This window comes from Ferrovibrio sp. GW821-FHT12D07 (genome assembly GCF_058807275.1).
The window spans coordinates 1,819,775-1,842,808 of the sequence record NZ_JBXAQN010000001.1; the positions used below are offsets into that span (position 1 = coordinate 1,819,775).

The following is a 23,034-nucleotide window of genomic DNA, read 5'->3' on the forward strand; positions in this document are numbered from 1 at the left end:
ATGCTGAGCGTGCAGGGGCTTCACACCTACTACGGCCGCGCCCATATCCTGGCCGATCTGGCGCTGAATGCGCATCCCGGCGAAGTCGTCGTGCTGCTGGGCCGCAACGGTGCCGGCAAGTCGACCACCATGAAATCCGTCATCGGCCTGGTGACGGCACAGAGCGGCGAGATCAGCTTCGACGGTGCGCGCATCGACCGCCTGTCGCCGCATCGCATCGCGCGGCTGGGCCTTGGCTATGTGCCGGAAGATCGCCGCATCTTCACCGACTTGTCGGTGATGGAAAACCTGGAAGTCGGCCGGCAGAAGCCGCGCGACGGCGCGCCGACCTGGACGCCGGAACGCCTGTTCGAGCTGTTCCCCAATCTTGGCCGCATGAAGGACCGTCCCGGTGGCCGGATGTCGGGCGGCGAGCAGCAGATGCTGACAATCGCGCGCACCCTGATGGGCAATCCGCGCCTGATTCTGCTGGATGAGCCGTCCGAAGGCCTGGCACCGGTGATCGTCGAGCAGATGGCGCGCACGATTCTGCAGTTGAAGGCCGAGGGCCTCTGCGTGCTGCTGTCGGAGCAGAACCTGCATTTCGCCCAGATGGTGGCCGATCGCGCCTACATCATCGAGAAGGGCCGCATCCGCTATTCGGGCACCATGGCCGAACTCGCCGCTGACGCGGCGGTGCGTGAACAGTATCTGTCGGTTTAGGAGCGTAAGCATGGGCTGGATTGTCGGAATCGATGTGGGCGGTACCTTCACCGACCTGATCGGCATCGAACCGGAGAAGGGCCTGGTCGCACTGGCCAAGGTGCCGACCACACTCGACAACCAGGCTTTCGGCGTGCTGGCTGCACTGGAGAAGGGCGGCATCGCGCTGCCGCAGACCGACACCATCGTGCATGGCACCACCACCACCACCAATGCGCTGCTGGAGCGCAAGGTGGCCAGGATCGGGCTGATCACTACCAAGGGCTTCCGCGACAGTCTTGAGCTTGGTCGCCGTACCCGGCCACAGCCCTATGGCCTGACCGGCAGCTTCGAGCCGCTGGTGCCGCGCCAGTGGCGCCTGGAAGTGCCCGAGCGCATGGATGCCGATGGCGACGTGGTCATTCCGCTGGACGAGGCCGCCGTGCGTGCCGCGGCGATCCAGTTGAAAGACGCCGGCTGCGAAGCGCTGGTGATCCATTTCCTGCACAGCTACATCAACCAGAGCCACGAAAAGCGCGCACTCGAAATCTGCGCCGAGGTCTGGCCCAACCGCTACATCACTGCCGGCCATCAGCTGCTGTCGGAGTATCGCGAATACGAGCGCGGCACGACCGCTTGCGTGAACGCCAGCGTGCAGCCGGTGCTGCACCGCTATATCGAACGCCTGAACGGCGAGTTGAAGAGCAAGGGTTTCAGCCGCGACCTGCTGGTGATGCAGGGCAATGGCGGCACGATTGCGGCCGGCATTGTGGCCGAGACGGCGGTGAATACCGTGATGTCCGGTCCGGCATCTGGCGTGATGGCGGCGGCCTATACCGCGCGCGCCGCCGGCCTGCCGAATGTGATCACCTATGATATGGGTGGCACGTCCTCGGATGTGGGCCTGATCCAGGATGGCGTGCCGCAGGTCTCGTCGGAACTGGAACTCGAATACGCCATGCCGATCCATGTGCCGATGGTGGATGTGCATACCATCGGCGCCGGCGGCGGTTCGATCGCCTTCATCAACGAAGCGGGCATGCTGCAGGTCGGGCCAGAAAGTGCTGGCGCGCGCCCGGGCCCGATCTGCTACGGCCGGGGCGGCACGCGCCCCACCATCACCGATGCCAATCTGGCGCTCGGCCGTCTCAATCCTGATGGACTCTTGGCTGTCGACAGCAAGGTGTCGCTGCAGGACGTGAAGAACGCCATCGACCGTGATGTGGGCAAGCCGCTCGGCATCGGTACCGATGATGCCGCTGCCGCCATCCTGCGTATCGCCAATGACAAGATGGCCGGCGCGATCCGCATGGTTAGTCTCAGTCGCGGCCATGATCCGCGCGACTTTGCGCTGTTCGCCTTCGGCGGTGCTGGTCCGTTGCATGCCGCCGCCCTGGCGCGCGAACTGGGGATTCCCAAGTTACTCATCCCGGCACGGCCGGGCATCACCAATGCGCTGGGCTGCGTGGTGGCCGATCTGCGCCATGATTATGTGCGCACGGTGAACAAGCCGCTGTCGGTGCTGGACGAGGGCCTGGTGGCTGAAGTGCTGGCCGCGCAGGTCATCGAGGGCCGCGCGACCATCGAACGCGATGGTGTGCCGGTCGAGGAAATCCAGGTCCTGCACACTGCCGACATGCAGTTCCAGGGCCAGAGTCATCTACTCACCGTGGCCGTGCCCGATAAAAACATCACCCGCGACGCCCTGCAGAAAGCCTTCGATGAGGCCTACTGGCAGCGCTTCGAGGTCGAACTGCCGGAAATCCGCGCCGTGCTGGTCAATCTTCATACCGCAGTGATCGGTCGCCGGCCGCAGCTGTCGCTGGATCGCCTGCTGGCTGCCGAACCGGCCAAGGATGTCGCCGGAGCGAAGAAAGGCAGCCGTCCGGTATGGTATGATGACTGCGGCTGGCAGGAGACGCCGGTCTATGATCGCGAGCGGCTGCCGCGCGGCGCAAAGTTCGCGGGCCCGGCCATCCTGGAGCAGCTCGATACCACGATTGTCATCGATCCGGGCAATCAGGTCAGCGTCGACAAACTTGGCAACCTGATTGTTGCCATTGCTGCAGAGTAGGGAGAACGACATGACGAAGACGCCTATCGATCCCGTCACCCTTGTCGTCATCCAGAACGGCCTGCAACAGGTCTGCAACGAGATGGACCTGACCTTCTGCCGCGCTGCCTTCTCGCCGGTGATCTCCGAAGCGCTCGACCGCTCGGACGGCATCTATCATGGCGAAACGGGAGAGCTGATCGCGCAGGGCGAACTCGGCCTGCCGGTTTTCGTCGGCACCATGCAGTTCTCGACCCAGGCGGTGATCGAGCGCGCCCGCAATATTCCCATGCTGGCGCCCAAGCCGGGTGACATCTATATCGTCAACGATCCCTATCTGGGCGGCACCCATCTGATGGATGTGCGCTTCGTGAAGCCCTTCTTCTACAAGGGCAAGCTGTTTTCCTGGCTGGCCAATACCGGGCACTGGCCCGATATCGGCGGCATGGTGCCCGGCGGTTTTTCCGCCAATGCCACCGAAGTGGAGCAGGAGGGGCTGCGCTTGCCGCCGGTCAAGCTCTACAAGGAAGGCAAGCTCGATGAGGAAATCCTCTCCATCATCCTGAGCAACATCCGTATTGCCGATCAGCGCATCGGCGACATCAAGGCGCAGGCGGCGGCGCTGACCATCGGCGAGAAACGGCTGACGGCCTTGCTCGACCGCTACGGCGCCGATGTGGTGGCGCAGGCCATCGAGGAGTTGAAGCAGCGCGCCAGCCAGCAGATGCGCGCCCGCATCCGCACCATCCCCGATGGCGTCTATGAAGGCGAAGGCGTGGTCGATTCCGATGGCGTGATCGACGAGCCGCTGGTGATCAAGATGAAGGTCACCAAGACCGGCGAGGAAATGCATTTCGACATGACGGGCTCCAGCCCACCCTGTCGCGGACCAATGAACAGCGTCATCGCGACGACCTATTCATCGATCTATCTCGCCGTGAAGCACATCTTCCCCGATGTGCCGATCAATGCCGGCACGTTTGAACCGCTGAAGGTGAAGGACCCGCACGATACCTTCCTTTATGCCAAATATCCGCGTCCGGTCTCGGGCTGCGCGGCCGAGGTCAGTCAGCGCATTGCCGAAGCGGTGTTCAACGCGCTGGTCAAGGCGATGCCGGACCGGCTGTTCGCCGCGCCCGCCGGCACCTCGGGCAATCTGGCGCTCGGCGGCTATGACCCCAAGCGTGACCGCTCTTATGTGATGTATGTGATTTCCGGCGGCGGCTATGGCGGCTGGCATGGCGGCGACGGCATCAGCAACGGCTGCTCCACCATCGGCATTTCCAAGACCACGCCGATCGAGGTGATGGAGCAGTATTATCCCGTGCTGTTCGAGGAATACTCGCTGCATGAGGGCTCGGGCGGCGCGGGCGAGCATCGCGGCGGCTTCGGCGTCAACTACACCATTCGTTTGCGCCGTGGCGAGGCGCGGGCCTCCATGGTCATGGATCATGGCCGCACCGGTCCGCGCGGCGTACTGGGCGGCGAAGACGGCGGCTTCAATACTGTCGCCATCGAGACGCAGCACCCTGATGGCGTGCGGCGCTATGTGCCGCCGCATCTGTCCAAGGACCAGGATATCGAGATCAAGACCGGCGACCGCGTGCATGTCTCCACGCCCGGCGGCGGCGGTTATGGCGATCCGTCCAAACGCGATCCGGCCGAGATCGCCCGTGATATCGAACGCGGCTATTACACGCCGCAGCAGATCGCCGAGCGCTTCCGCGGGCCGGTCAAATCTGCGGCTGAATAGCCATGCTGGCCGAACTGGCGATCTGGGCCGGTGTCGCCGCCGAGCCGGCGGCAAGACAGCTCGGCTATGCCAAGGCGGCGGTGAGTCTGTGGTCACGCCGGCGGCGTTGTGCGAAAGCCTGGGCCGAACACGAGGCCAATACGCGCGCCTTCGCCTTGCAGGTGGCACAGGGCTGTAAACGTCATGACACTGTCTGGCTGCTCGGCGCGGGCACACTGGCCGATTTGCCGTTGGCCGAACTCTCCGCGCTGTTTCGACGCGTTGTCGTTTTCGACATTGCCCTGCTGGGTGGCGCGCGACGTGCGGCCAAACGCTTTGGCAATGTCGAGCTGCGGCTCGCCGATGTGACCGGTGTGGTCGAGGCGCTGGCGGAATGGCGGCGCGGCATGCCGCTGCCGATTGCCCCCGTGGATGCGATGCAGGATCTCGATCCGGTGCCACCCGATTGCGTGCTGTCGCTGAACATATTGTCGCAGCTGCCACTGCTGCCGACGGATCATGTGCGCAAACAGGGAATCACCAATGCCGGTGCCGACAGTTTCGGCCGAGACATCCTCAAGACGCATCTGGCGGGACTGGCCGCGTTCGACTGCCCGGTCGGGCTGGTGGCCGATGCGAAACGCGTCTGGCGCAGCCGGGCCGGCGAGACGGTGCTGAGCGAAAGCGCGGTGCTGGGCGTGGCGCTGCCCGATGCAGACAAAAGCTGGATATGGCCGGTGGCACCGCGCGGCGAGATCGACAACGAAGCGGGACTGGAGATGACGGTCCAGGCAACGCAGCTCGGCCGCGTCGAGGCTACTTTCTGACTTCCTGCACGGACTCGATGACGAAGCCGCGCTCGGGCGGGAACTTGCGCATCATGGTGCGGCGCACTTCATCTTCGTTGGAAGCCTGCAGTTCCAGGTAGTTGATGTCGCCCCACTTGTCGTCGAGCTGGCGGTGCTTCTCGCCCATCATATGGGCGCGGCGGACTTCCTGGTTGAAGACGCCAACGCTGAAGGTCTTGGTGTTGGCTTCCTTGGCCACCGCTTCGCTGGCCAGCTTTTCCATCTTGGCGACCTGGGCTTCCAGCTCGATCTTCTGTTTGGCCAGTTCTGCGATCTTGCTCTGGGCGGTCTTGGTGAACTTCTCCAGTTCATCCAGGCGCTGGCCGCGCCGGATCACCTCGGCCGAGCTCCACTCATAGGCCAGAATCTGCTTCTTATGCTGGGCGATAAGCTGCAGCACAATGAAGACAGCTCCCGGTATCCCAACCAGGAGGGCAATGATGATGAGCAGGAAGCTAGACATGCCAAATGTCTTAGCCGAGTGGGAAAATCCCCACAAGGTGCTGAATTACCGGCAAAAGTTGTGAGGAAGGGGCGCAGGGCCGGCCCGAGGACGCTTGACCCGGGTAATAGCCCCGGTTTATGAAGCGCGTACCTGTGGCGGGGGTAGCTCAGTTGGTTAGAGCACCAGATTGTGGCTCTGGGGGTCGCGGGTTCAAGTCCCGTTCCTCGCCCCAAATTTATAGCGGCGGATCAATGGCTTAGCCGTTGGTCCGCCGTTCCCTTTTCGGGCGGTTTTGCAAAACCTGCTCTGGGGGCCAGAAAAGTTTTGCAATTCCTCCAAAACCCGGCCCGTCAGCCAGACCGCTTATCGAAGCTGGTGAGCTTGTCTATTGCCCGTGTCGCCACCTGCCGCTGGCGTACTTCCTTGGTGTAATGCTGGAACATCTGGACGGTCATTCCGACCGTCTCGGAGCCCTCGCGCTCATCGCATCCGGCTTCCACCAGGCGGGCGCAGGCCGACTTCCGCAGCCCATGGGCCGAGAAGCCCGGCCGGCCTATGGCCTTCATGAACCGGGTGATGCTGTGCTTGAGCCAGTCATATAGCCATGGCTGGCTGTTATGAGGGGCTAGGAGGATGGCCGTGGAGGGCTGCTCCAGTATCTTGTTGTCTTCCCAGGCTTCGTCCAGGACGGCCTTCAGGGCGGGATGGCAGGGTATCCAGACCAGGCGCCGGGTTTTACGGGTCATGACCTGGAGGCCCTGGCCGTCATACTGGGTCCATTGCATCCCGATCACGTCACTGATCCGCTGCCCCGTGTACAGCAGCACCATGAGGGCGCGCCGTAGGGCTGGTTCGGCCTGCCCCAGGGCCAGTTCGATGATCTCTTCGGGCCAGCGTGGATATCCGACAGTCTTCTTGTGGATGCGCGGAATCCGGAATGCGGGATTGTGCTTCATGCCGCCGTACCGGCTGGCGCGGTCCAGGGCAAAGGCGCAGACAGACGACAGGATGTCCATGCGTGTGTCGGCCTTGCGCGTCAGCGTTACCAGGACCTCGACTTTCTTACCCTCGACAATCTTGATCACCTTTTGCGGCTTGGCGATCTTGTCTCGCATCGCGATGAAATCCTCTCGCGATGTACCGCCGACCGGCAGCTTGCCCCATCGGGCTTTCACATCCTCGACATGGGGGCGATAGAGTTCGCGGGTGCGAGGCGCCAGATTGAGCCAATTGGGATGCTGCTGCCATTCAGCAAACAGCGCGTTCCAGCTGCCTGGCAGGTTCGTCTCATCAACAGTGTCGCCCTTGTCGAGGCGTTCCATCTGCTCATTGAGCTGATTGAGCCTGGCGTGAAACTCTGGGCTGGTCAGATCGTCAGGCAGCCGCGTGCCGGTGGGGCGATGATAATAATACATCTTCCCCTTGGCGCGGACGGCGTTGACGTAATCGAGTTCCAGCTTGGGCATTTTTGCGTTGACGGATCTACAATGCGGCTTGGTATGGATTCAAAGGTGGTGCCGCTTCCACCAATCCAGCGGTCATCCTCGCGCGGATGTCAAGCCAATCCCTTACGGCAGACCGGTGCCAGCCGCCCAGAAGGCTATCACGACGGGGATGCCCAGCCGCTTCCAGTTCCAAACGATGTTCATAAAACCACGTCACGGAATGCTCATGCATCTCCGCCACCTGGGAGGCGGTCAGGATGCCCTGTCGCTGTCTCCGGCGGCGGATAGTCACGATCAGTTCTGACCCTCGTTGCCGCTTCGGCGAACGGCGTTCGCCTTTAGGGCGTCAACCAGCACCTTAAGGCTTGAAGCTTGAAGTGCGCAGAACCCGACTGGGGTGTCTGGATACCATTGAAGTCGCCAAATGCTGTTGCTCTCTAGAGCCAGTTGCCTTTCTTCAGGGCTTACCCAATCATGCTGATCATCGCTTAGCATGCCGTTATCAGCTGCTTCCTGAGCGGTACAGTAGTTACAAGCGAAGTCATTGAAGCTAATGAAGATGTGACTGTGCTGGCCGTTCAGTTGACCTTTTAGCTGCGCTTCCAGATCTTCAATAGCAGACCGTTGCATTGCTCGGCGGCGATCAAGTTCTTTTGTAATTTCTTCCGCCGCCCATAAGACGCGATAACCAGTGCTGTCAGTGACTGCAAACCCAAGACGCTCAAAGATTCGGCGGGCCAGCTCAACATCTTGAACCGTAGGATCAAAGGGCATTCTTCGCCTCCTTAACGGCATTCACCGTCTTAGCCCCGATCAGAATTCCCTTCGGCCCTTTGCCGCATTTCGGGCACCGCACGGCCATCATGCTGGCGACAGCGACGTCTGTCGGTGCATTCATGACTAGTTCGGCTGTGAATGCATGATCGCAGGGCTTACAGATCATCGGCGTGGACTGGATGATCATGGCGCCGGCCTTTTTGGGAACGGCACCACGGCGGCCTCGGCCTCTACCGTGCTTTCCTCTGCCGTCTGGTCCTTGGTGATTTCCTCGGCTCTGGGCAGCGGCCACGGCAGCATGCGCACGGCCTCGTCCTTGGATCCCTTATTCCAAAGACGCGGCTTGCCGGCATCCGCATGCGGTAGAACCGAGGCCAGTATGCGTTCGATGACGGCCTCGCGCTGCATGACCCAGTTCAGCTTGGGGCCGATCACGATATTCCGCTTCAGGCCTTCGCAGAATTGCCGGATCAGGGCGGGCGATGCCGTCTCAAGGCTGGTTGCCAACTCTTCTAGTGCTGGTCGAGGAAGGGCGAATGGAGCCAGATAGCGGTTCAGGATCAGCCGGCGTTCTTGCTGGCCGGGATTATCAAGTTCGATATGGACTTGGAACCGACGCCAAATGGCTGGGTCGAGTTGGTTGCCGTGGTTGGTCGCGGCGATGATGAAGCCTTCGTGCCGGTCGATGCTCTGCAGCAAGGTGTTGACCGATTGATTGTTGTCCTGTGCGGCGGCAGAACTGGCCGCCGTGCGCTTGAATCCGAAGCTGTCGAACTCGTCTAGGAACAGCAGCATGGGATTGCCTGGGTCGCTGACGTGATCGAATAACGCGCCAATATTCTGCGCCGTCTCGCCCATGTACTTGCTGGAAATTCGCTCCGGCCGTACCGCCAGCATGGGGAGGCCGAGCAGGGCCGCCATGCGATGGGCCAGCGTCGTCTTGCCGACGCCTGGCGGGCCGACGAACAGCGCCCGGCTGCGCGGCAGCAACCCCACAGCTTGCAGCTCATCCTTGCAATGGATCTCCTGATTCCATTCCATCAACGCATCACGCACTGGCCGGGCAAGGATCGGTGCCTGCGACTCTGTCGGCTGCAGCACCTCTCCATACCGTTCCTCATTCATGCCCGACCGGCGCGCCATGGCGATCAGTCCTCCTCATCCTGGCCGAAGCCGTCAGAACCGGCCTCCTGTCGCCACCCGATATCGAAATGCGGCCGGCGATCATCGCCATAGGGGAAGGGGTTGTCCGTCACCGGTCGGTTGTCCCGTGCGTAGTCCCGGCCAAGATCCTCGGCGCCGAGTTTTGTCAGCGCGGCGATCTCGGGCGGCAGAGGAGCCTTGGCTGCCGATGGCTTCTTGCCGGCTTGCTGGAGCTGCTGCGGGACGAAGGCCTCGACGTCCTCGATGACCACGGCGCCGTCCTTGTTGCGGCTGATCTTGACCTGCTTTCCGCCGAGGTTCAGGACGATGTCTCCCTGCCCGTGGGGGGGGGCGATCTGGCCCAGAAGGGTGACCATGGTTTCCTGCGCCAGTGCATCCTGGCCGGCATTGGCGAAGAAGCGGAAGAACGGCGGCTCCTTACCCATGCCGATGGCGTGCATGTAGACCTGCAGCATAGCTTCTGCGTCCTGGAGGTCGTGCGGCTTCATCTTGCGGCGCTGCAGAACCTCGCGGATCCGCTCGGGGCTGAAGCCCTTGGCCTTGGCTTCTGCGAAGATGGCGGTCTCGTCGTTGCCGAGCGACTTTTTCTGCTTCCGCACATTCTCGATGCGGTCGATGTAGGACTGCAGCTCCTTGCCGCTGATCGTGTTTTTACCAAGCGCCGTCATGGTTGGGTCCCCTCTAGGTTGGTTGTGGCGTGTACCGGGTCTGCCGGTTTGAAGGTCTTGAAGTCCCAGCAGATCATCACCCGCTCAAGGGTGGCGTCGGGCTGGAAGTCTTGGGCGAGGTACTTTTTCATTTCGAGCCAGTTCTCGAAGCCGTCCGAAAAAGCGAAACGCATAAGCCCGCGTTGCTTGTCGACAACCCTGAAGGTCGGCTGTTTGTTGGTGCTTGTGATGTCGATCAAGATGGTGTCGGTGAACAAAAATATCCTGACCGGATACACGGCAACACAGATCGAAGTGCCGATCTTAACGGGCCTCATGCGTGGCCCATGGAAATGCTGGATCTCTTCGCCAGGCCGGGCATGACGCTTGCGTTGGGTTCGCAGCGTGTGGGTCTTTCTACCCGACAGGACATGCGGCACGAATTGCTTGTTATAGGAATAGGCAACCATCAACTCTGCCTTTGATCGTTGATGGCATTCGCGGCCTGGATCAGCTCGTTCCAGATGGTCACCGCGCAGCCGATCGTTTCGGCATCAAGGGAACCCCAGACATCCTCAAGCCGCGACATGGTGGCGCCAGCGGTGGGATCGAAACCGCATTTGCAGATCACCCAGACGTCGCAGGAGTCTTCAGCCATCTGTTCGGCTCGGGCTGTGAACTCGGTGATGTTGCCGCACTTCGGGCAGGGCTCGATCTGACTGCCGGCGCGCATGATGAATTGACGGGTGCCCATTATGCCGCCTCGTGAAACGGTGGCAGCTGCTGATAGAGGCGTCCGTCCAACAGCGCGCCGGCAGCCTTCTTGCCGACAGGCGTCATGCGGACGACATGGTTCCCATGGAAGCCTTGGCCTCCAGTGTCGTTCATCCACTGGCCATTGGGTGTTTCTCGTTCAACCGTGTCACAAAAGCGCCAGTCGGGATCGTCTCGTTGGCGGTCGTAACCCGGCTGCCAGTGGCCCCACTGCTTGAAGAAGAACAGCACGCCCACGTTGGCGCATTGGCGTTGCAGGCTGCGTACCCAAGCTGGGTGCGTAGGGCGGGGTTTACTATTCGGGCGGCCTTTGCTTTCGCCGCCAACGATCACCCATGCACGCTTCCCAAGGGAAAGAAAATCGGGCGGCAGAATGATCGGCTCGTGCATCGGTTCGATGGACACGAATATGTTCCAGCCGGCCTGTGCAAGCGCCTTCATTTCCGCCCACATAGAATCAAAGTGGCTCTGGCTGCCGGCTGAGAAGCCAAGCCATACGCCGGGGTAGGGCGGTGGGCGCATACTGAATTGAGGGTTGAAATGCCCGGTGAGCTGCTCAGCGCATTCCTGGTGCTTTCTGCGCAACAAAATGGGATCACCCAGCAGGTATTCGGCGAGAATGGCGGGACGCTTGGTCAGGATCTGGACCTGTGCCCTTCGCCTGGCCGCCGCGAGGCCTGAGAAGGCAATGATGTCATCCAGCATTTGAGCTGTTACCCAAGGCGCGCTGGCGTCCGTCATTGAGGTAATGAACATGCGCCGTTGTTGGCTGGCGCAAGCCTTGAGCGCTTTGCGCAGCATCTCCCGGTCCAAAAAGATTTCCACGTCCTTGCGGTGGCCCGGCTTGAATGGCAGGCCTGTGCCGAGGCGCAGGTTGAAACCTTCGGCAAAGCAGTTGATGCAATCTGCATTCACATGCTCGCAATGCCAGCCGACCTTGCCTGTCAGTAGGTTTCGCGCGCGGATGGGATTGACCGTAAGGTCGGTCCATTCGATGGGAGACTTACCCATGGAATACCTGCTCGACTAAAGCGGGGTTCGGCAGTTGCGCCATGGGCGCCCATGCGATGACTTCTACGCCTTCGCCTGGGTGAGGATCCTCGACATGACCGTCTGTGAAGCAGTCCTGCTCCCAGTTCCAACCGGCGAGCAACCAATTGTCTTCGCCGATGTCACCCTTTTGGTTGAAGCCGACCGTGCGGGAAATCTCTGCATCATCGAGCGGGTTCTCGCAGCCGCGCACAAGCAGCTGCAGCCATCGGCCGTCCTTCGGGCAGGCCGCCATGTTGTAATTCCATTCAAAGGCGGGCGTCGGCCGGCGTTTTGAAGGCTGGACGTTGGCTTCCCGCAATTTCGCCACTACCTCGTCAACGAATCCCATATGAATGAGCATGCGGATATCGCCCATCCACATTTTCCACGATTCACGCTCCAGATTGCGGGTGACGCGCTCGGTGACCGGAAGGCACACGAAAAACAACAGGCCTGTCACGCCTGCATAGATCAGGGTCAGCCAGATCGGGACCTCTTGCGTCGTCTGCAGGCCGATGAGGATCTGCTCTAGGAACTCTCTCACGAGGCATTCTCCAGGGATTTGAAGTTGACGACTTTGATCAGGCAATTGGCGGCGGCTTCCAGTCGGCTGGACCCAAAGCCGGTTGCCCAGACGCGGGATGACTGGACGGTGATGCTGCACTGGCATTTGAACTTGCCGGGCTCCCAGCTGTTCGTGCTTTCGAGTTCGGTGGCGCCGTGCCGGTCCAGCTCCTCCAGAACATCATCAAGCGTCTTGCCGGCGATCTCCCGGGTTCCGGGCGGGAGGGAAATCTGCATGTCTCGCAGAACCACAGCTCGGTCTGATGTCTTATCGAACAGCCGTTCCATCGCCTGCATTGCGGGGATCTTGGAGATCGTGGCGGCGGTCATGTCAGGCCTCCAGTTTCAGTCGGGATGGGGTGATTGCGGCAGTCAGACTCTGCCAGGCGAGGCCATCGAGGCGTGCAAGGGCATCGCGAACGGCGTTCGCCATCGTGCCCTGCATCGGTTCCTCGGGCGGCCAGCCAGATAGCGGGTCTGCATCCTGCGGCGCGAGGAAATGGATGCTGCCGCGTTCTTCCCGCTGGCGTTCCACCAGGGTGATGGTCAGCGGTTCGTCTGGGCGCAGCTCATGCAGTGTGTGCGCCTCCATCGCATAGGCTGACGGCGAGCAGAGCTTGCGGATGCGCAGGATCTCCACGCGGTAGTCGATTTCGTCCTGGCGTTCGACACCAGGGCCGGGCATTGGCTCGCCGTCGACTTCCTGTGCCGGCGAGAACAGCCCCCATGCAGCGCCGCAGCGCATGGTCTCGGCGAACTCATGCACCACCAGGCGGCCCTGCAGGACCCGGCAGAACTGGCCGAAGCGCAGGCTACGCCGGCAGCCGAAGGTCTCGACGGCCGGCGGCAGCACCGGCGACCAGATCTGGAGGCGGTGCTGGGGGCTGACGGTCAGCTGGGCGCAGCCGAGGTGGGCGAACCATCGCAGGTGCAGCGCGCCGCGTTCCAGACCGCCGAACAGGAAGTCCTGGACGTGGGCGATATCGACCGGGCCGATCATGATTGGACCTCGGCCTTTGCTATTGCAGCCTCGCAGGCCTTTATGCAGGGCTCGAAATTGTAGTTTCGACCCATAGCGCTATATCGCACAGCTTCCAGTATGGCTGCGTGCTGTTGCTTAACCGCCTTCAGCAAGTCTCCTGCCGCAGCGCGAAGTCTGTTGTCAGCTTCACGTGCCGCAATAGTGGCGGCCTCTTTCCTTTCTTCCTCTCGGGTTTCGTTAAGTTGTTGATCCCGAGTGGGTATCGCGCCAGCCAAGTAAGCCTTTGAGGCTTCTGAAAGCATGGAAGCGTCATTGGTCTCTGCGTAGTAATGGCTCGGCCAGCCGTCTCGGGTACTGGGTACTGTTGCTGGTTTGTCATTCAGTAGAAGCAACCGCATTGACTTCTGGGACCTGTACTGTGCCCAGGTTGCGATCACCTCACCGTTAACGAGGATCTCACGGCGGGCGTATGCTTCAAGAGCGGGTTTGCCGATCTTCCGTATCTCCAGCTCAATGCGTGTTGGATTATCTGTGGCTAGCATGCGTAAACCCTTTCGAGAATATCCTGCTTGGTGAATTGCAGGCGGCCGACCGCCTTGGCGAGAATGGGCGGCACGCAGTTGCCGCAGAGGCGGTTCTGTTCATCCTTGGTGATGGGTTTCATCACCACGCGCTTGTTCTTGCGCCCGACCGTCTTGGGGACCAGCAGGTCGATCTTGTAGTGCTCCGGGAAATTGTTGGCGCGGAACAGTTCACGGGCCTGCAGCATTCGCATGCCGATATCCACGATAGCGTAGAGATCGGCGCCGACGCGGACCGTGAGCATGGCGCGGCGCGGCGCAGGCACGCAGGGCAGCAGATGGGTTTCGGCCGGCGGAATCTGATCCTCAAACCAGCGCGCCACCCACCAGGCGGCGTAGCGTTCGTCGTCGGTCAGCATGGTCTCGCGGCCGAGTTCAGCGTGGGTGGCGCCGAAGCTGTCGTTGGTCGGCACTGTATGCAACGGATCGGTGGCCGGCTGCAATTGGCCGCCATCGCGGTGATACTTGGTCAGGAAACAGGCGGCGATTGCTTCATGGTGGCCATCGGCCGTATTGGTCGGGCCTGGCTGGCGCAGATCCATGCCGTCCTTGGCTGTGCCGCGCAGCAGCGACAGATGGGCGGCGACCAGCTTTTGCTGCGCACCCTTCTGCGAGACCGTGCTGAGGGGAGCGGTGGCGGCATGACCCGGATTCTCGTTCCAGCCGGCATTGTGCTGCGCGAGGTAGACGGCCGACAGGCCTAGGCCGTGCGCTGCGCCGGCCGGATTCTCGGCCGGTCCGGCAGTATTGACCGGCATAGGGTCGTTCAGGTCATGGCCCGGAGAGTTGCCCCGAATTTTCAGCAAGTGGCCGCTGACCAGAGCAGTCTCGCCACGGTGGGCGGCGGTTGTCGTGGCAATAGGTTCTTCCACCGAGTAGGCCCGGTCGCCGCCCTGGTGTGTCAGATGGATCAAAGTTGGCGTAAGGAGAGCGTGACGGTTTTCGGTGGGTTGCGTGCGCAAGGGCTCGTCTATGGATGCGCCCCGGTTCTTTCCACCCTGGCCTTCGCCGTAATAGGCCACCAGCGTGGGCGTGATCAGCGCCGTCTCACCGCGCTTGGCCGTGGTGTTCGTCGGTCCCGGCTCCATGATGCTGCGCGGTGCGCGCTTGGAGTCCTTGGTGTGGGTGATGCTGATCAGGAAAGGTTCGGCGCTGCGCAGCACAAAGCGGTCGATGCCGCGCGCGATCCGCAATTGGGTGGCGTTGGCGAGCGGGCGGATGCAGCCCAGCTTGCGGGCCTGCTCACGGGTTAAGAAGATAGAGGGGCAGGGGATGCTCCAGTCGAGGCAATCGGCGACCGGCAGCCAGGGCTTGGCCTTGCCGGCGCGCACTTCGGGCTTGGTCGGCGCGGCATGCGTCATCACTGGCCAGCGGATCGGCAGTCCGTCGCTGCGGCCGATCATCACTAGACGCTCGCGGATGGTTCGCCCGCCCAGACCGCTGATGCGGATGACGCGCCATTCGACGTGGAAGCCGTGACCGCGCCATGCCTTCACGAAGGCGCGATGGGTCTGGCCTCGGCGGTCGGGGTCTGGGTGCCATTCCATTTCACCGGACTTGCCCATCCGCAGCTTGAGCGGCCCCCATTGGGCGAATTCCTTGACGTTCTCAAGGATGATGACGCGCGGCTTCGCTGGCTTGGGCAGGGCGGCCCAGCGCATGCCCTCCCATGCGAGACCCCGGATATGCTTGCGGCGCGGCATGCCGCCCTTGGCGGCCGAGAAGTCGGTGCAGTCGGGCGACAGCCAGACCGCGCCAATGCGCCGCCAGCTGCCATCGGCTTTCTTGGCCAGAACCTTGGGGCGGCTTTCCCAAATATCGCCCTTGATGTGGATTGTGTTGGGGTGGTTGGCGGCGTGCATCGCCAGCGCCACCGGATCGTGGTTGCGGGCTACGTCCGGTTCGCGGCCGAGGGCCTGTTTCAGTCCCTCGCTGCTGCCACCGCCGCCCGCGAAATCGACAACGATCCATTCGTCGTCATCGAGATCGAGCGGCGGGATGGTATCACCGATCTGGATGGATTCTGGCGTCCAGGCCAGCGCCTGTTTCAGCGCCTCGGCAACGGTATCGGTCGGGCGCAGCTTCACTCTGCGACCTCCGTCTTTGCTGCGCTAAGGGCCGTGTGGACTTCCTCGGCTGTGAGGAAGTCAATCTCCGGCGGCAGCCAGTGGCGATTGGCATTCACGACGATCCAGTCCCGCAGGTCTGAGATTTTCTCGGGCACTGCGGTGGCGTCGAACTCCGGGCAGGCCTGTTCTGCGATACGCAGCAGGAAGCTGCGGGTGCGGCTCTTGAGATAGTCAGCGAGGTTGAAGTGCAGCAGGTCGCGCGCACCGACCGCCTCGGCAATGAAGATCTGCATAGGCGTCGCACCAAGCGTAGGGCTGCCGCGACTGAAATCACCGATGGTGCTGGCCATCAGTACCTGAAAGAGATACTCCAACCGATCAGTCAACTTGCCTGGAATTTCCAGCTCGCTCTGTTCAAGAAGCCAGCGCAGAAACTCGACTTCGCAGCCCGGCTGGACGCTGAGCTGATCGCTGTCGAGCAGGCGGCCGAAAATGGCAGGCTGCACGATTTCGCGGACCTTGGCGTCGAGGCGGAAATTCAGGTCCCGACCATGTTCCGGCCGCAGGCGAAGGGTCCGGCCCTGGGTGGCATCGAAGAAACCGTAGCAGGCTGTGGCCATGGCTAGCACGGCACCGTTCGGGAGCAGGTCGTTTGCGCATGCCAGTTGGAGGGCATCGGTACGTACCTGGGCGGCAGCCTCAAGGCTGTCCTGCAAGACGTCCATCATGGTCTTGCCGGTAGCCAGGGCATTGCCCCCGCATTCCGTGGGTGAGTCCTGACGAAGTGTCGGCTTCGGCTTGTTGCCGGGCTGATTGCCCAGGACCTGACTCACCGTGAGAGGCTTTGCCCAACCCGGCATCTCCTTGTAGGCCAGGGTCTCGTTGTCGATGGCGTAAAACACACCGGCTCGGGTCTTATCGTCACTCCGTTCATAGCCATGCATTTCCGGCTGGAAATGCCATTCCTGTTCGGTAACGAATTTCCAGCCCTGGCCTTTCGAGATGCCATCACCATCGAGTTCCTTCAGGCGCTTGCGGATCGCTACCTTTTGCAGGCTGCGGGCGAGCGGGCCATCGGCGAAATGCGTCTTGGTGCCGTCGTCCTCGGTCAGGTATTCGCCGGTATAGCTTTCCAGTTTGAACATGGCGCTGGTGATCGGCATGGCGCCGGAGCGCAGCAGCTCTCGCACTTCCATTTCACCGGATTCCAGCACGATGGCCTTGAGAACGGTGTCCTGCAGGGCTGCGGGTGCCCGGACCAGTTCTCGCGCGGCCGTCGCCGTCATCTCGCCACGCAGGAATTTCAGCTTGGCATTCTTGGAAAGCCGCTCGGCATACTGGATGCGGATCTGGACCCAGCGCATGGTCTTGCCAAAGGTGTCGGCAATTTCTGCGGTGGGCACGCCATCACGATCCCGCATCCGTTTGAAACCTTCGCCTTCCTCCAGCGGATGCATGCTGGCCCGTTCAAGGTTTTCGGCCATCTGCATGCGCAGGGCTGTCGCGGCGTCGACTTCCTTGACGATGGCGGGATATGCAGGCGCTTCGGCGGGCGTATGGCGGCTTTTGATGTTAATGCCGAGAGCCCGATGACGGCGTTCACCGAAGATGATGATGAACTTCCCTTTGCGCTTGGGATCGGGGCGCACAGTTGCAGGGGAGAGAATGCCGTCGACGCGCAGGCTGGCGGCTAGGCTTTCGAGGTCCTCCTTATCGAACTGCTTGCGGGGCTGATCCGGGTCGGGCGTCACCTGATCGTGGCGAAGCCAGTTGATACCGCCAGATGACCCGCCTGCCGTGGCCTGGGAGGAGCCGGCCGCTGCAAGACCGGGGGCTACGGCAGGCGGGATCTCGCCAAGCATCGCCGAACGGGCGGTGCCCATCACGGGTGCGAGCTTGCCGAGGATCTCGGGGGAAAAGTCGCGGCCGATCTGCTCGGCCGACAGGCCCATCTGTACGGTCTTCTCGCCGATGCCTGCGCGGCGGCACAGTTCGCGAACGCTGATTGAGGGATTGGCGGCTAACCAGTCCTGGGTGAATTTCTTGGACGGCGCGACCTTCGCTTCGGCTTTCTTCGTGGCCGGCTTGGCGCGGGTTTTCTTCTGGGCAGCGGCTTTCGACATGGCGATGGGGCGCTCCTTGACGGGCTCAGTGGTTGATCGGTTAGGGGCTTTTCGGAGGCTGTGGGGTGAGATCGTCAGTCACCCGCCAGTAAGGTGGTCTTGCACTGCCGGCATCACGTACAAGGGCCTGACGGCCGAATAGGCAGATCACTTCGACATGACCGATGTTGTCGGTTCCCAGAGCAGGTGCAGGTTCGCTCCAGATGAATTTCGCACCTAATGCCAAGGGCTGTGGATCCAGCAGGCTGGGGAAAAGCTCTGCCGTCAGGCGGTCGCGCTCCAGGCCCAGCAGTCGCCAGTTCTCAAGATCTGTGGCGACGCAGGTCTCAATCAGCTCAATGGGCGCTGGAGCCTCGCCATCGGCTATGCGTCCATAGGCGCGGGCAATGTCTTCGCCCATCGGCGAGGTGCCCATGCGATCAGTAGGGAAGGGAAGGATCTGGCCGCCGCTCATGGCTTCACCCATTTCGGCATGTCGAACTGGATGTCGGTCAGCTGATAGTCAGCGTCAGCGACGCAGGCTTGAGCGAGGGCCTCGCCGTATTCCACATCGGGTTCGTAGGGATTGCCCTCGGAGACGAAGCGCCGGGCGTTCAGCCGGTCGTGGAAGATGCTGAGCGAATAGCCCAGCTTGCACATCACCGGGATATACATCGGATCAGGCGCGGTGAATGTGGCCGCTTTGGGGTTGCGCTGGCGGTTCATGCAGCGATCTCCAAGCCTGCGAATGGGGGCATCGCGTCGGCCTCGACCAGATCAGCGAAGCGGATGGCTTCGGTGAGGGTCATGTTTCTGGAGCCGGCGAAGATCGGAGTGTTGGATTTGTCGTTCAGATGAACGCGCCAAGCCCATCGGTCTGCATGGTGGTAATCGGCACCCGAGGTAATCTCGATGGAGCGGCCGTCAGGAAGGTCCTTGCGCCAAGCGAAATACAGCTCGCTGTAGGGAACGGGATAGAAGTCGCCCTGAATCAAGACGCGCGCGATATCGAGACGGTCAATCGTGTGCGTCCAGTTCTTCCAGGTGGACTGGAAGTCGTATTCCGATGCATCGATAAACCGATGGGTGAGCGCATAGACGTCCAGCTTGGGCCAGAGACTTTGCTCAATCATGACTTCACCTCCTCAATGGCCGGGGTGCCGGCCATACGATCAAGTTCTGCAGCGAGGGCGGGGTTGTTCTGGCGAACGGCGTTCGCGGCTTCGATCAGCCTGGTGGGCAAAAGGTCGCTGTGGCTGAGGCTGGGTTCGGCCTCAGTGATTGTCTGGAAGGAGAGGGGAATGCCTTTGCGGTGGAGCCTTAGGCCTGACTGCACCAGCAGCTGAAGCTGGCGGCCCTTTACACGCTCGTAATACCGCAGCCGCTCCTGCAGATCGGGAGGGGTGCGCTGCGGTCCCGGCATGAATGGCCGGAATTGGCGTGTTGACTTCGACATGGCGACTCCAAGCCCTCTAATGGGGCGGTGTCGCGCATCATATGCATTGCATATGCATTGTCGAGATTAAAATGCACATGATCGGATAAAAATGCACATGCAATGCAAATGAGCTTATCGGGATATCGCATTTTCCATCAGGGTCGGCGAACGGCGTTCGCCAGCCTGGAGGGTCTTTAATGACCTATAAACCGATTATTTTTTTTGCTTATTTCTGGGATTTTCTGGCCGCGGTAGCCGCTTCGGTCAGGCCGGAAAGCCGCAGCCAGGTATCGGTCAGTCCGTTGAGCCTTATCTGCAGCGTCTCGCCGGCCCGCATGCGCTGCAGCAATTGTGACTTCTCTGCCAGATCCATGGTGCAGATGGATCCATTGCAACTTCCGTCCGGAAGGGTGATTGCGGGAGTCTTGTCGACGCGAAGTTCAAGACGATGGAGCCTCTGGCCGGTGGAGACAACCATTCGCCAATGGCCTCCGGACATGGGAAGCAGGGCAAGTGTACCGATCTCCATCTGGGTTTCGGTCGATTTCAACTTGGCCAAGGCGCCACATTGGATGGCATCTGTCATGCGGTCTTCATTGCAGGCCAATTTCCATTCGTCGAACTGCTGGTTGGCGTTGCGACTACTCGCGTATGCGCTGTGGCTTGGATGAAACAAACCTATGCATGAGGCTGTTGAAATCGCGGCTAGTAATTTCAGGCGTTTAAACATCATGTATCCGCACTTGGCGAACGCCGTTCGCATGCAACTTCGAGTCCATCTAGGACATATCATGGCCTTTGAGGCTTACTCGTGAAAGCGGAAATCCACAGGATAATTTCCGCCTATACAACTTGCGGATTGACTCGCTTCAGGAAATATGACGGAAATTTTCACGCAAAGGTGGAAATGCTCGACACGCGGAGAGGGACGTGGTGAACGTCGAAAAATACCTAGGCGAGAGTGCGGGCTTGCCCTCAGATGAACAGGCATTGAACGCCATCTTTGCGGAGCGTCTTGATGGTGCTTTGGCTAAACGTCTGGAGCAGATCACAAATCTGACGCCGGCCGTTCTGGCTACGCTGATTGATCGACATACCCAGACGCTCAAGGCCATGCGTAAGCAGGGTGTATTCAGTCTGGGTATCCTCGTCCGGATGGATGCCGAACTGGCGCGTGCGGGCGCGCCGGGTCTCTACAATGAGGTTGTGGGAGAGGTGGGACAGCCTAGGGGGCCCTGGCGGGCGGAACGGATGAGCCTCGACGGCATCACCGATAAGCTGCGGGGAAGGCTGCTCGCAGAGTACCGGGCCGGGTTTTCGCCCTTGGAGACAGCAGCTGGCCTCGGCTTGCTGAACGAGGCAACGATCCTGCAGAGAATCGACGGGGTCTTTTATTCAGTATTTGTTGGCCCTGCTCTGCCGGTGGACAAGAGCGTTGAGGGCAAGCCCATCACGGACCGCAAGGATCAACGGTATGCCGAGTTGATTGGCGTCCATCTTATTGAGGCTTTAGCGGGGCCTACTCTGTATGCCCTGGATGGGGGGCAGATCCATTACGAAAGAATGGCGCTGCCGGGTCGTGATGGTCTGGTCATAACGCTGCCGTTTAACAGGCAAGTGGCTCCGGGACTGAAGATCGCATGACTGCCATACATCACTGGATTGACCGGGCACCAGAAGTGAACCCGGCCGAGGCTCCAGCGCTTCTTGATAATCTTGAATTGCTCGTTGAGGGTCTGCAGGCAGATGGCTTTGAAGTGAAGGTCACCTGCGACCTCGACTGGATCTACGAAATCTTTTCCCGCTGGCGTGAAAAGGATGGCGAGACCCGACTGACTCGCAATGCTAATCCCAAATTCTGGCCGGAAGACAGCAGGCCGGACAGAACGATCGCTGTATTGCTTACGCGAGGTGGGAAGGTCGAAGGGACAGCTGTTCAGCGTTTGCACTGGCTGGACGGGACCTTGAAAGACGCGATGGAAAGCCGCCGCTTTTTCTACGGCGATTATGTTCATGAAGCGCCAAGAAACGAGTTCTGTAAAGTGGTGGCGCCGATGGCGGAAACCATCGCCGATGTCTCGCTCGTCTATTCCTGCGCGCTGCATGTCGAGCAGCCTCATGGGCAAGAGACGACATGGCGGTTGGCGCGCCTGGCGCATGGCTTGGCGCTGGCGCATTGGCGCTGGACATACTTGACGGCGCGTATCACGCCTCGTGTACACCGAGCTTTCCTGGAGAAAGCCTATGGTTTTGCTGGTGCCGAAAGAGGCGTGTGGATTGATGAGGGCGGTGGTCGTTTCGATCCAGGCCAATATCTCTTCGCAGTGCCGCGTCGGTATTTGCGCAGGATTACCGCGATGTCAGCCTATGGGGATGGGTCGAGATCGCTGGTAGAGACGCCGCCACTCTTCAGTGTGGCTGAGCGGTTTGGGGCCAATTGAGTTGGGAGACGGGCTGAATGTCGGGTGTGGATGGTCGTGGCCGCAAAATGCAGGTCAACCCTCGCGGCCAAAATCGAGGAGCTGGGGAGAACGTGGTTTCCCTACAACTCATCATGCTGCAGAAACTAGTTAAGCAAGTTGCTGAACGCCGCGTTGACGCATACTTGGATGGCGAGCGGCAGTCAGACCTGTCTGACCGCGCGTCTGGCGGGCTTTCCAGGCTTTACGGGCCGTTCGGTGGCGATTGATTGGCGCTGGGATTGAAGAACATGTTCGACGGTTTCGAGTACCAATCGAGTGCGCTCATGTTTGGACACTTTGACCCCGCGCTTTTCGAGCGTGGCGTCGACCGTGTGTTCGGCCATTTCCATTATCAAATCTTCGGAAGCCGCGGCGGATCCGGTGGCGGTCATCTGGTCAGGATGACGCAGCGATTCAATAAGCTGCGCTCGCGCATCCCCAGGCAAAACAGAGAAGAGTTGAAGTAGGGCCTGGACGTCTGCCGCATAGGGTGCGTTCGCAGGCAATATGAACACATGCCGGCCTTCGGCATCGACTTCCACAGTCAGGCGCACACCGGACTTGTCCCTAACTGAGCCGTATTTGGATGCACTCCACAGATCGAAAAGCGGCATGTGCGCGACTTCTGCGATCTTGGACAAAGTGCGCTTAGAAATTTCAAACTTCCATTCGGCCTGATTCATTGGCCGCGTCAGCGTAGTCGCTGTCACGCCGGCCTTTCGAGCCAGCCCAGTGTAATCGACCTTGAGCTTGCTGCAGGCTTCCTTGATATAGGCGCGCTGCTGATCCAGTAAGCGAGGCGGCATAGCCGTCTGATCCCCCGGTTCGGTTGTTTTCCTTGTCAAGATTGTCGGAGGTTGGGATGTGCATTGCACCCGCTCACTCTGCATTTGCATTTTCTGGTTAAAATGCATATGGTCCTGCACATGGACCCGAGCATCAACTGCACGGCTATCGAGGCCGAACTCAAGACAAAGGGCATCAGTGTCGCTGAGCTTTGCCGGCGTGCCGATATCCAGCAGACGACTTGGATACGCTTGAAAAACGGGGAAATCCTGCGTCCCCGGAAGCGTACACGCCAATCCGTGGCTCGCGCCTGTACCGACCTTGGGGTTTCCGCCGGTCCGGCCGTCGAATCGCAGGCTGCCCGTCATGGTGCTTTGGTTCCTCATGATGCAAATGGGGGGGCGTCGTGACCCGGAATCGTGATCGCATGACGCGGGCCGGTGGCACAAATG

The 23,034-nt window shown here is 60.9% G+C and carries 26 protein-coding genes and 1 tRNA gene; 7 read left to right on the top strand and 20 right to left on the bottom strand.

The window, feature by feature from the left end; genetic code table 11:
• From AC1RRE_RS08990 to AC1RRE_RS09005, 4 genes are read left to right on the top strand one after another with little or no spacing between them, the layout of a single operon-like run.
• Entirely contained in the window at nt 1-702 is a 702-nt protein-coding gene (locus AC1RRE_RS08990; protein WP_492980786.1) for an ABC transporter ATP-binding protein, read from the top strand.
• 10 nt (nt 703-712) lie between these two features.
• Nucleotides 713-2,755, top strand: coding sequence for a hydantoinase/oxoprolinase family protein (locus tag AC1RRE_RS08995; protein ID WP_492980787.1), 2,043 nt, complete (start codon nt 713-715; stop codon nt 2,753-2,755).
• A gap of 10 nt (nt 2,756-2,765) precedes the next feature.
• Nucleotides 2,766-4,487 carry a hydantoinase B/oxoprolinase family protein gene (locus tag AC1RRE_RS09000; RefSeq protein WP_492980788.1) on the top strand — a complete coding sequence of 574 codons (1,722 nt, stop codon included), beginning with the start codon at nt 2,766-2,768 and terminating at the stop codon, nt 4,485-4,487.
• A 2-nt stretch (nt 4,488-4,489) separates the two neighbouring features.
• A complete protein-coding gene (locus tag AC1RRE_RS09005; RefSeq protein ID WP_492980789.1) occupies nt 4,490-5,293 on the top strand; it encodes a hypothetical protein in 804 nt (267 codons plus the stop codon).
• Here AC1RRE_RS09005 and AC1RRE_RS09010 read toward each other — a convergent pair.
• Nucleotides 5,283-5,777, bottom strand: a complete 495-nt coding sequence (locus AC1RRE_RS09010) for a hypothetical protein (RefSeq protein WP_492980790.1) — start codon at nt 5,775-5,777, stop codon at nt 5,283-5,285. The genes AC1RRE_RS09005 and AC1RRE_RS09010 overlap by 11 nt on opposite strands.
• 137 nt (nt 5,778-5,914) lie before the next feature.
• Here AC1RRE_RS09010 and AC1RRE_RS09015 point away from each other — a divergent pair.
• Nucleotides 5,915-5,991, top strand: a tRNA-His gene (locus AC1RRE_RS09015).
• A 118-nt stretch (nt 5,992-6,109) separates the two neighbouring features.
• Here AC1RRE_RS09015 and AC1RRE_RS09020 read toward each other — a convergent pair.
• The 18 genes from AC1RRE_RS09020 to AC1RRE_RS09105 all read right to left on the bottom strand — a co-directional run bounded on the left by AC1RRE_RS09020 (nt 6,110) and on the right by AC1RRE_RS09105 (nt 20,067).
• A complete protein-coding gene (locus AC1RRE_RS09020; RefSeq protein WP_492980791.1) occupies nt 6,110-7,225 on the bottom strand; it encodes a tyrosine-type recombinase/integrase in 1,116 nt (371 codons plus the stop codon).
• A gap of 273 nt (nt 7,226-7,498) precedes the next feature.
• Nucleotides 7,499-7,978, bottom strand: a complete 480-nt coding sequence (locus AC1RRE_RS09025) for a hypothetical protein (protein WP_492980792.1) — start codon at nt 7,976-7,978, stop codon at nt 7,499-7,501.
• A gap of 186 nt (nt 7,979-8,164) precedes the next feature.
• Nucleotides 8,165-9,124, bottom strand: coding sequence for an AAA family ATPase (locus AC1RRE_RS09030; protein ID WP_492980793.1), 960 nt, complete (start codon nt 9,122-9,124; stop codon nt 8,165-8,167).
• A 5-nt stretch (nt 9,125-9,129) separates the two neighbouring features.
• Complete coding sequence (locus AC1RRE_RS09035; RefSeq protein ID WP_492980794.1) at nt 9,130-9,813, bottom strand: DUF2312 domain-containing protein; 684 nt, start codon at nt 9,811-9,813, stop codon at nt 9,130-9,132.
• Nucleotides 9,810-10,262 carry an ASCH domain-containing protein gene (locus AC1RRE_RS09040; RefSeq protein ID WP_492980795.1) on the bottom strand — a complete coding sequence of 151 codons (453 nt, stop codon included), beginning with the start codon at nt 10,260-10,262 and terminating at the stop codon, nt 9,810-9,812. The genes AC1RRE_RS09035 and AC1RRE_RS09040 overlap by 4 nt, the downstream gene beginning before the upstream one ends.
• Nucleotides 10,262-10,546, bottom strand: a complete 285-nt coding sequence (locus tag AC1RRE_RS09045) for a hypothetical protein (protein WP_492980796.1) — start codon at nt 10,544-10,546, stop codon at nt 10,262-10,264. Before AC1RRE_RS09045 ends, AC1RRE_RS09040 begins: the two co-directional genes overlap by 1 nt.
• The gene (locus AC1RRE_RS09050) at nt 10,546-11,577 is read right to left on the bottom strand and encodes a DUF5131 family protein (protein WP_492980797.1); all 1,032 of its coding nucleotides are present in this window, start codon (nt 11,575-11,577) and stop codon (nt 10,546-10,548) included. Before AC1RRE_RS09050 ends, AC1RRE_RS09045 begins: the two co-directional genes overlap by 1 nt.
• On the bottom strand, nt 11,570-12,142 hold the full coding sequence (locus AC1RRE_RS09055; protein ID WP_492980798.1) for a hypothetical protein: 573 nt from the start codon (nt 12,140-12,142) through the stop codon (nt 11,570-11,572). Before AC1RRE_RS09055 ends, AC1RRE_RS09050 begins: the two co-directional genes overlap by 8 nt.
• Nucleotides 12,139-12,492 (bottom strand): hypothetical protein, encoded by a 354-nt coding sequence (locus tag AC1RRE_RS09060; RefSeq protein ID WP_492980799.1) that lies wholly within the window; start codon nt 12,490-12,492, stop codon nt 12,139-12,141. Before AC1RRE_RS09060 ends, AC1RRE_RS09055 begins: the two co-directional genes overlap by 4 nt.
• A gap of 1 nt (nt 12,493) precedes the next feature.
• Nucleotides 12,494-13,162 (bottom strand): hypothetical protein, encoded by a 669-nt coding sequence (locus tag AC1RRE_RS09065; protein ID WP_492980800.1) that lies wholly within the window; start codon nt 13,160-13,162, stop codon nt 12,494-12,496.
• On the bottom strand, nt 13,159-13,686 hold the full coding sequence (locus tag AC1RRE_RS09070; RefSeq protein WP_492980801.1) for a hypothetical protein: 528 nt from the start codon (nt 13,684-13,686) through the stop codon (nt 13,159-13,161). Before AC1RRE_RS09070 ends, AC1RRE_RS09065 begins: the two co-directional genes overlap by 4 nt.
• Nucleotides 13,680-15,812, bottom strand: coding sequence for a DNA cytosine methyltransferase (locus AC1RRE_RS09075; protein ID WP_492980802.1), 2,133 nt, complete (start codon nt 15,810-15,812; stop codon nt 13,680-13,682). Before AC1RRE_RS09075 ends, AC1RRE_RS09070 begins: the two co-directional genes overlap by 7 nt.
• A complete protein-coding gene (locus AC1RRE_RS09080) occupies nt 15,809-17,917 on the bottom strand; it encodes a ParB/RepB/Spo0J family partition protein (RefSeq protein ID WP_492980803.1) in 2,109 nt (702 codons plus the stop codon). Before AC1RRE_RS09080 ends, AC1RRE_RS09075 begins: the two co-directional genes overlap by 4 nt.
• 40 nt (nt 17,918-17,957) lie before the next feature.
• On the bottom strand, nt 17,958-18,371 hold the full coding sequence (locus AC1RRE_RS09085; protein WP_492980804.1) for a hypothetical protein: 414 nt from the start codon (nt 18,369-18,371) through the stop codon (nt 17,958-17,960).
• Nucleotides 18,368-18,622 (bottom strand): hypothetical protein, encoded by a 255-nt coding sequence (locus AC1RRE_RS09090; RefSeq protein ID WP_492980805.1) that lies wholly within the window; start codon nt 18,620-18,622, stop codon nt 18,368-18,370. The genes AC1RRE_RS09085 and AC1RRE_RS09090 overlap by 4 nt, the downstream gene beginning before the upstream one ends.
• Nucleotides 18,619-19,029: a hypothetical protein gene (locus AC1RRE_RS09095; protein WP_492980806.1), complete on the bottom strand. Its 411-nt coding sequence runs from the start codon at nt 19,027-19,029 to the stop codon at nt 18,619-18,621. Before AC1RRE_RS09095 ends, AC1RRE_RS09090 begins: the two co-directional genes overlap by 4 nt.
• Nucleotides 19,026-19,352, bottom strand: a complete 327-nt coding sequence (locus tag AC1RRE_RS09100; RefSeq protein WP_492980807.1) for a hypothetical protein — start codon at nt 19,350-19,352, stop codon at nt 19,026-19,028. The genes AC1RRE_RS09095 and AC1RRE_RS09100 overlap by 4 nt, the downstream gene beginning before the upstream one ends.
• A gap of 208 nt (nt 19,353-19,560) precedes the next feature.
• On the bottom strand, nt 19,561-20,067 hold the full coding sequence (locus AC1RRE_RS09105) for an invasion associated locus B family protein (RefSeq protein WP_492980808.1): 507 nt from the start codon (nt 20,065-20,067) through the stop codon (nt 19,561-19,563).
• Nucleotides 20,068-20,264: 197 nt separating this feature from the next.
• Here AC1RRE_RS09105 and AC1RRE_RS09110 point away from each other — a divergent pair, with 197 nt between their 5' ends.
• Nucleotides 20,265-20,978 (top strand): hypothetical protein, encoded by a 714-nt coding sequence (locus tag AC1RRE_RS09110; protein WP_492980809.1) that lies wholly within the window; start codon nt 20,265-20,267, stop codon nt 20,976-20,978.
• The gene (locus tag AC1RRE_RS09115; protein ID WP_492980810.1) at nt 20,975-21,775 is read left to right on the top strand and encodes a hypothetical protein; all 801 of its coding nucleotides are present in this window, start codon (nt 20,975-20,977) and stop codon (nt 21,773-21,775) included. The genes AC1RRE_RS09110 and AC1RRE_RS09115 overlap by 4 nt, the downstream gene beginning before the upstream one ends.
• Before the next feature lie 182 nt (nt 21,776-21,957).
• On the opposite strand, the gene AC1RRE_RS09120 is transcribed toward AC1RRE_RS09115, so the two are convergent.
• Nucleotides 21,958-22,950, bottom strand: coding sequence for a hypothetical protein (locus AC1RRE_RS09120; protein WP_492980811.1), 993 nt, complete (start codon nt 22,948-22,950; stop codon nt 21,958-21,960).
• Between the last annotated feature and the right edge of the window lie 84 nt (nt 22,951-23,034).

Bases quoted from the DNA above. Each gene is read 5' to 3' on its own strand.
- AC1RRE_RS09065 (WP_492980800.1), bottom strand. From the start codon at position 13,162: ATGATCGGCCCGGTCGATATCGCCCACGTCCAGGACTTCCTGTTCGGC.
- AC1RRE_RS09090 (WP_492980805.1), bottom strand. From the start codon at position 18,622: ATGAACCGCCAGCGCAACCCCAAAGCGGCCACATTCACCGCGCCTGAT.
- AC1RRE_RS09030 (WP_492980793.1), bottom strand. From the start codon at position 9,124: ATGGCGCGCCGGTCGGGCATGAATGAGGAACGGTATGGAGAGGTGCTG.
- AC1RRE_RS09120 (WP_492980811.1), bottom strand. From the start codon at position 22,950: ATGACGGGCAGCCTGCGATTCGACGGCCGGACCGGCGGAAACCCCAAG.
- AC1RRE_RS09100 (WP_492980807.1), bottom strand. From the start codon at position 19,352: ATGTCGAAGTCAACACGCCAATTCCGGCCATTCATGCCGGGACCGCAG.
- AC1RRE_RS09095 (WP_492980806.1), bottom strand. From the start codon at position 19,029: ATGATTGAGCAAAGTCTCTGGCCCAAGCTGGACGTCTATGCGCTCACC.
- AC1RRE_RS09085 (WP_492980804.1), bottom strand. From the start codon at position 18,371: ATGAGCGGCGGCCAGATCCTTCCCTTCCCTACTGATCGCATGGGCACC.
- AC1RRE_RS09020 (WP_492980791.1), bottom strand. From the start codon at position 7,225: ATGCCCAAGCTGGAACTCGATTACGTCAACGCCGTCCGCGCCAAGGGG.
- AC1RRE_RS09060 (WP_492980799.1), bottom strand. From the start codon at position 12,492: ATGACCGCCGCCACGATCTCCAAGATCCCCGCAATGCAGGCGATGGAA.
- AC1RRE_RS09115 (WP_492980810.1), top strand. From the start codon at position 20,975: ATGACTGCCATACATCACTGGATTGACCGGGCACCAGAAGTGAACCCG.
- AC1RRE_RS09010 (WP_492980790.1), bottom strand. From the start codon at position 5,777: ATGTCTAGCTTCCTGCTCATCATCATTGCCCTCCTGGTTGGGATACCG.
- AC1RRE_RS09050 (WP_492980797.1), bottom strand. From the start codon at position 11,577: ATGGGTAAGTCTCCCATCGAATGGACCGACCTTACGGTCAATCCCATC.
- AC1RRE_RS09000 (WP_492980788.1), top strand. From the start codon at position 2,766: ATGACGAAGACGCCTATCGATCCCGTCACCCTTGTCGTCATCCAGAAC.
- AC1RRE_RS08995 (WP_492980787.1), top strand. From the start codon at position 713: ATGGGCTGGATTGTCGGAATCGATGTGGGCGGTACCTTCACCGACCTG.
- AC1RRE_RS09035 (WP_492980794.1), bottom strand. From the start codon at position 9,813: ATGACGGCGCTTGGTAAAAACACGATCAGCGGCAAGGAGCTGCAGTCC.
- AC1RRE_RS08990 (WP_492980786.1), top strand. From the start codon at position 1: ATGCTGAGCGTGCAGGGGCTTCACACCTACTACGGCCGCGCCCATATC.
- AC1RRE_RS09070 (WP_492980801.1), bottom strand. From the start codon at position 13,686: ATGCTAGCCACAGATAATCCAACACGCATTGAGCTGGAGATACGGAAG.
- AC1RRE_RS09005 (WP_492980789.1), top strand. From the start codon at position 4,490: ATGCTGGCCGAACTGGCGATCTGGGCCGGTGTCGCCGCCGAGCCGGCG.
- AC1RRE_RS09080 (WP_492980803.1), bottom strand. From the start codon at position 17,917: ATGTCGAAAGCCGCTGCCCAGAAGAAAACCCGCGCCAAGCCGGCCACG.
- AC1RRE_RS09105 (WP_492980808.1), bottom strand. From the start codon at position 20,067: ATGATGTTTAAACGCCTGAAATTACTAGCCGCGATTTCAACAGCCTCA.
- AC1RRE_RS09045 (WP_492980796.1), bottom strand. From the start codon at position 10,546: ATGGGCACCCGTCAATTCATCATGCGCGCCGGCAGTCAGATCGAGCCC.
- AC1RRE_RS09040 (WP_492980795.1), bottom strand. From the start codon at position 10,262: ATGGTTGCCTATTCCTATAACAAGCAATTCGTGCCGCATGTCCTGTCG.
- AC1RRE_RS09025 (WP_492980792.1), bottom strand. From the start codon at position 7,978: ATGCCCTTTGATCCTACGGTTCAAGATGTTGAGCTGGCCCGCCGAATC.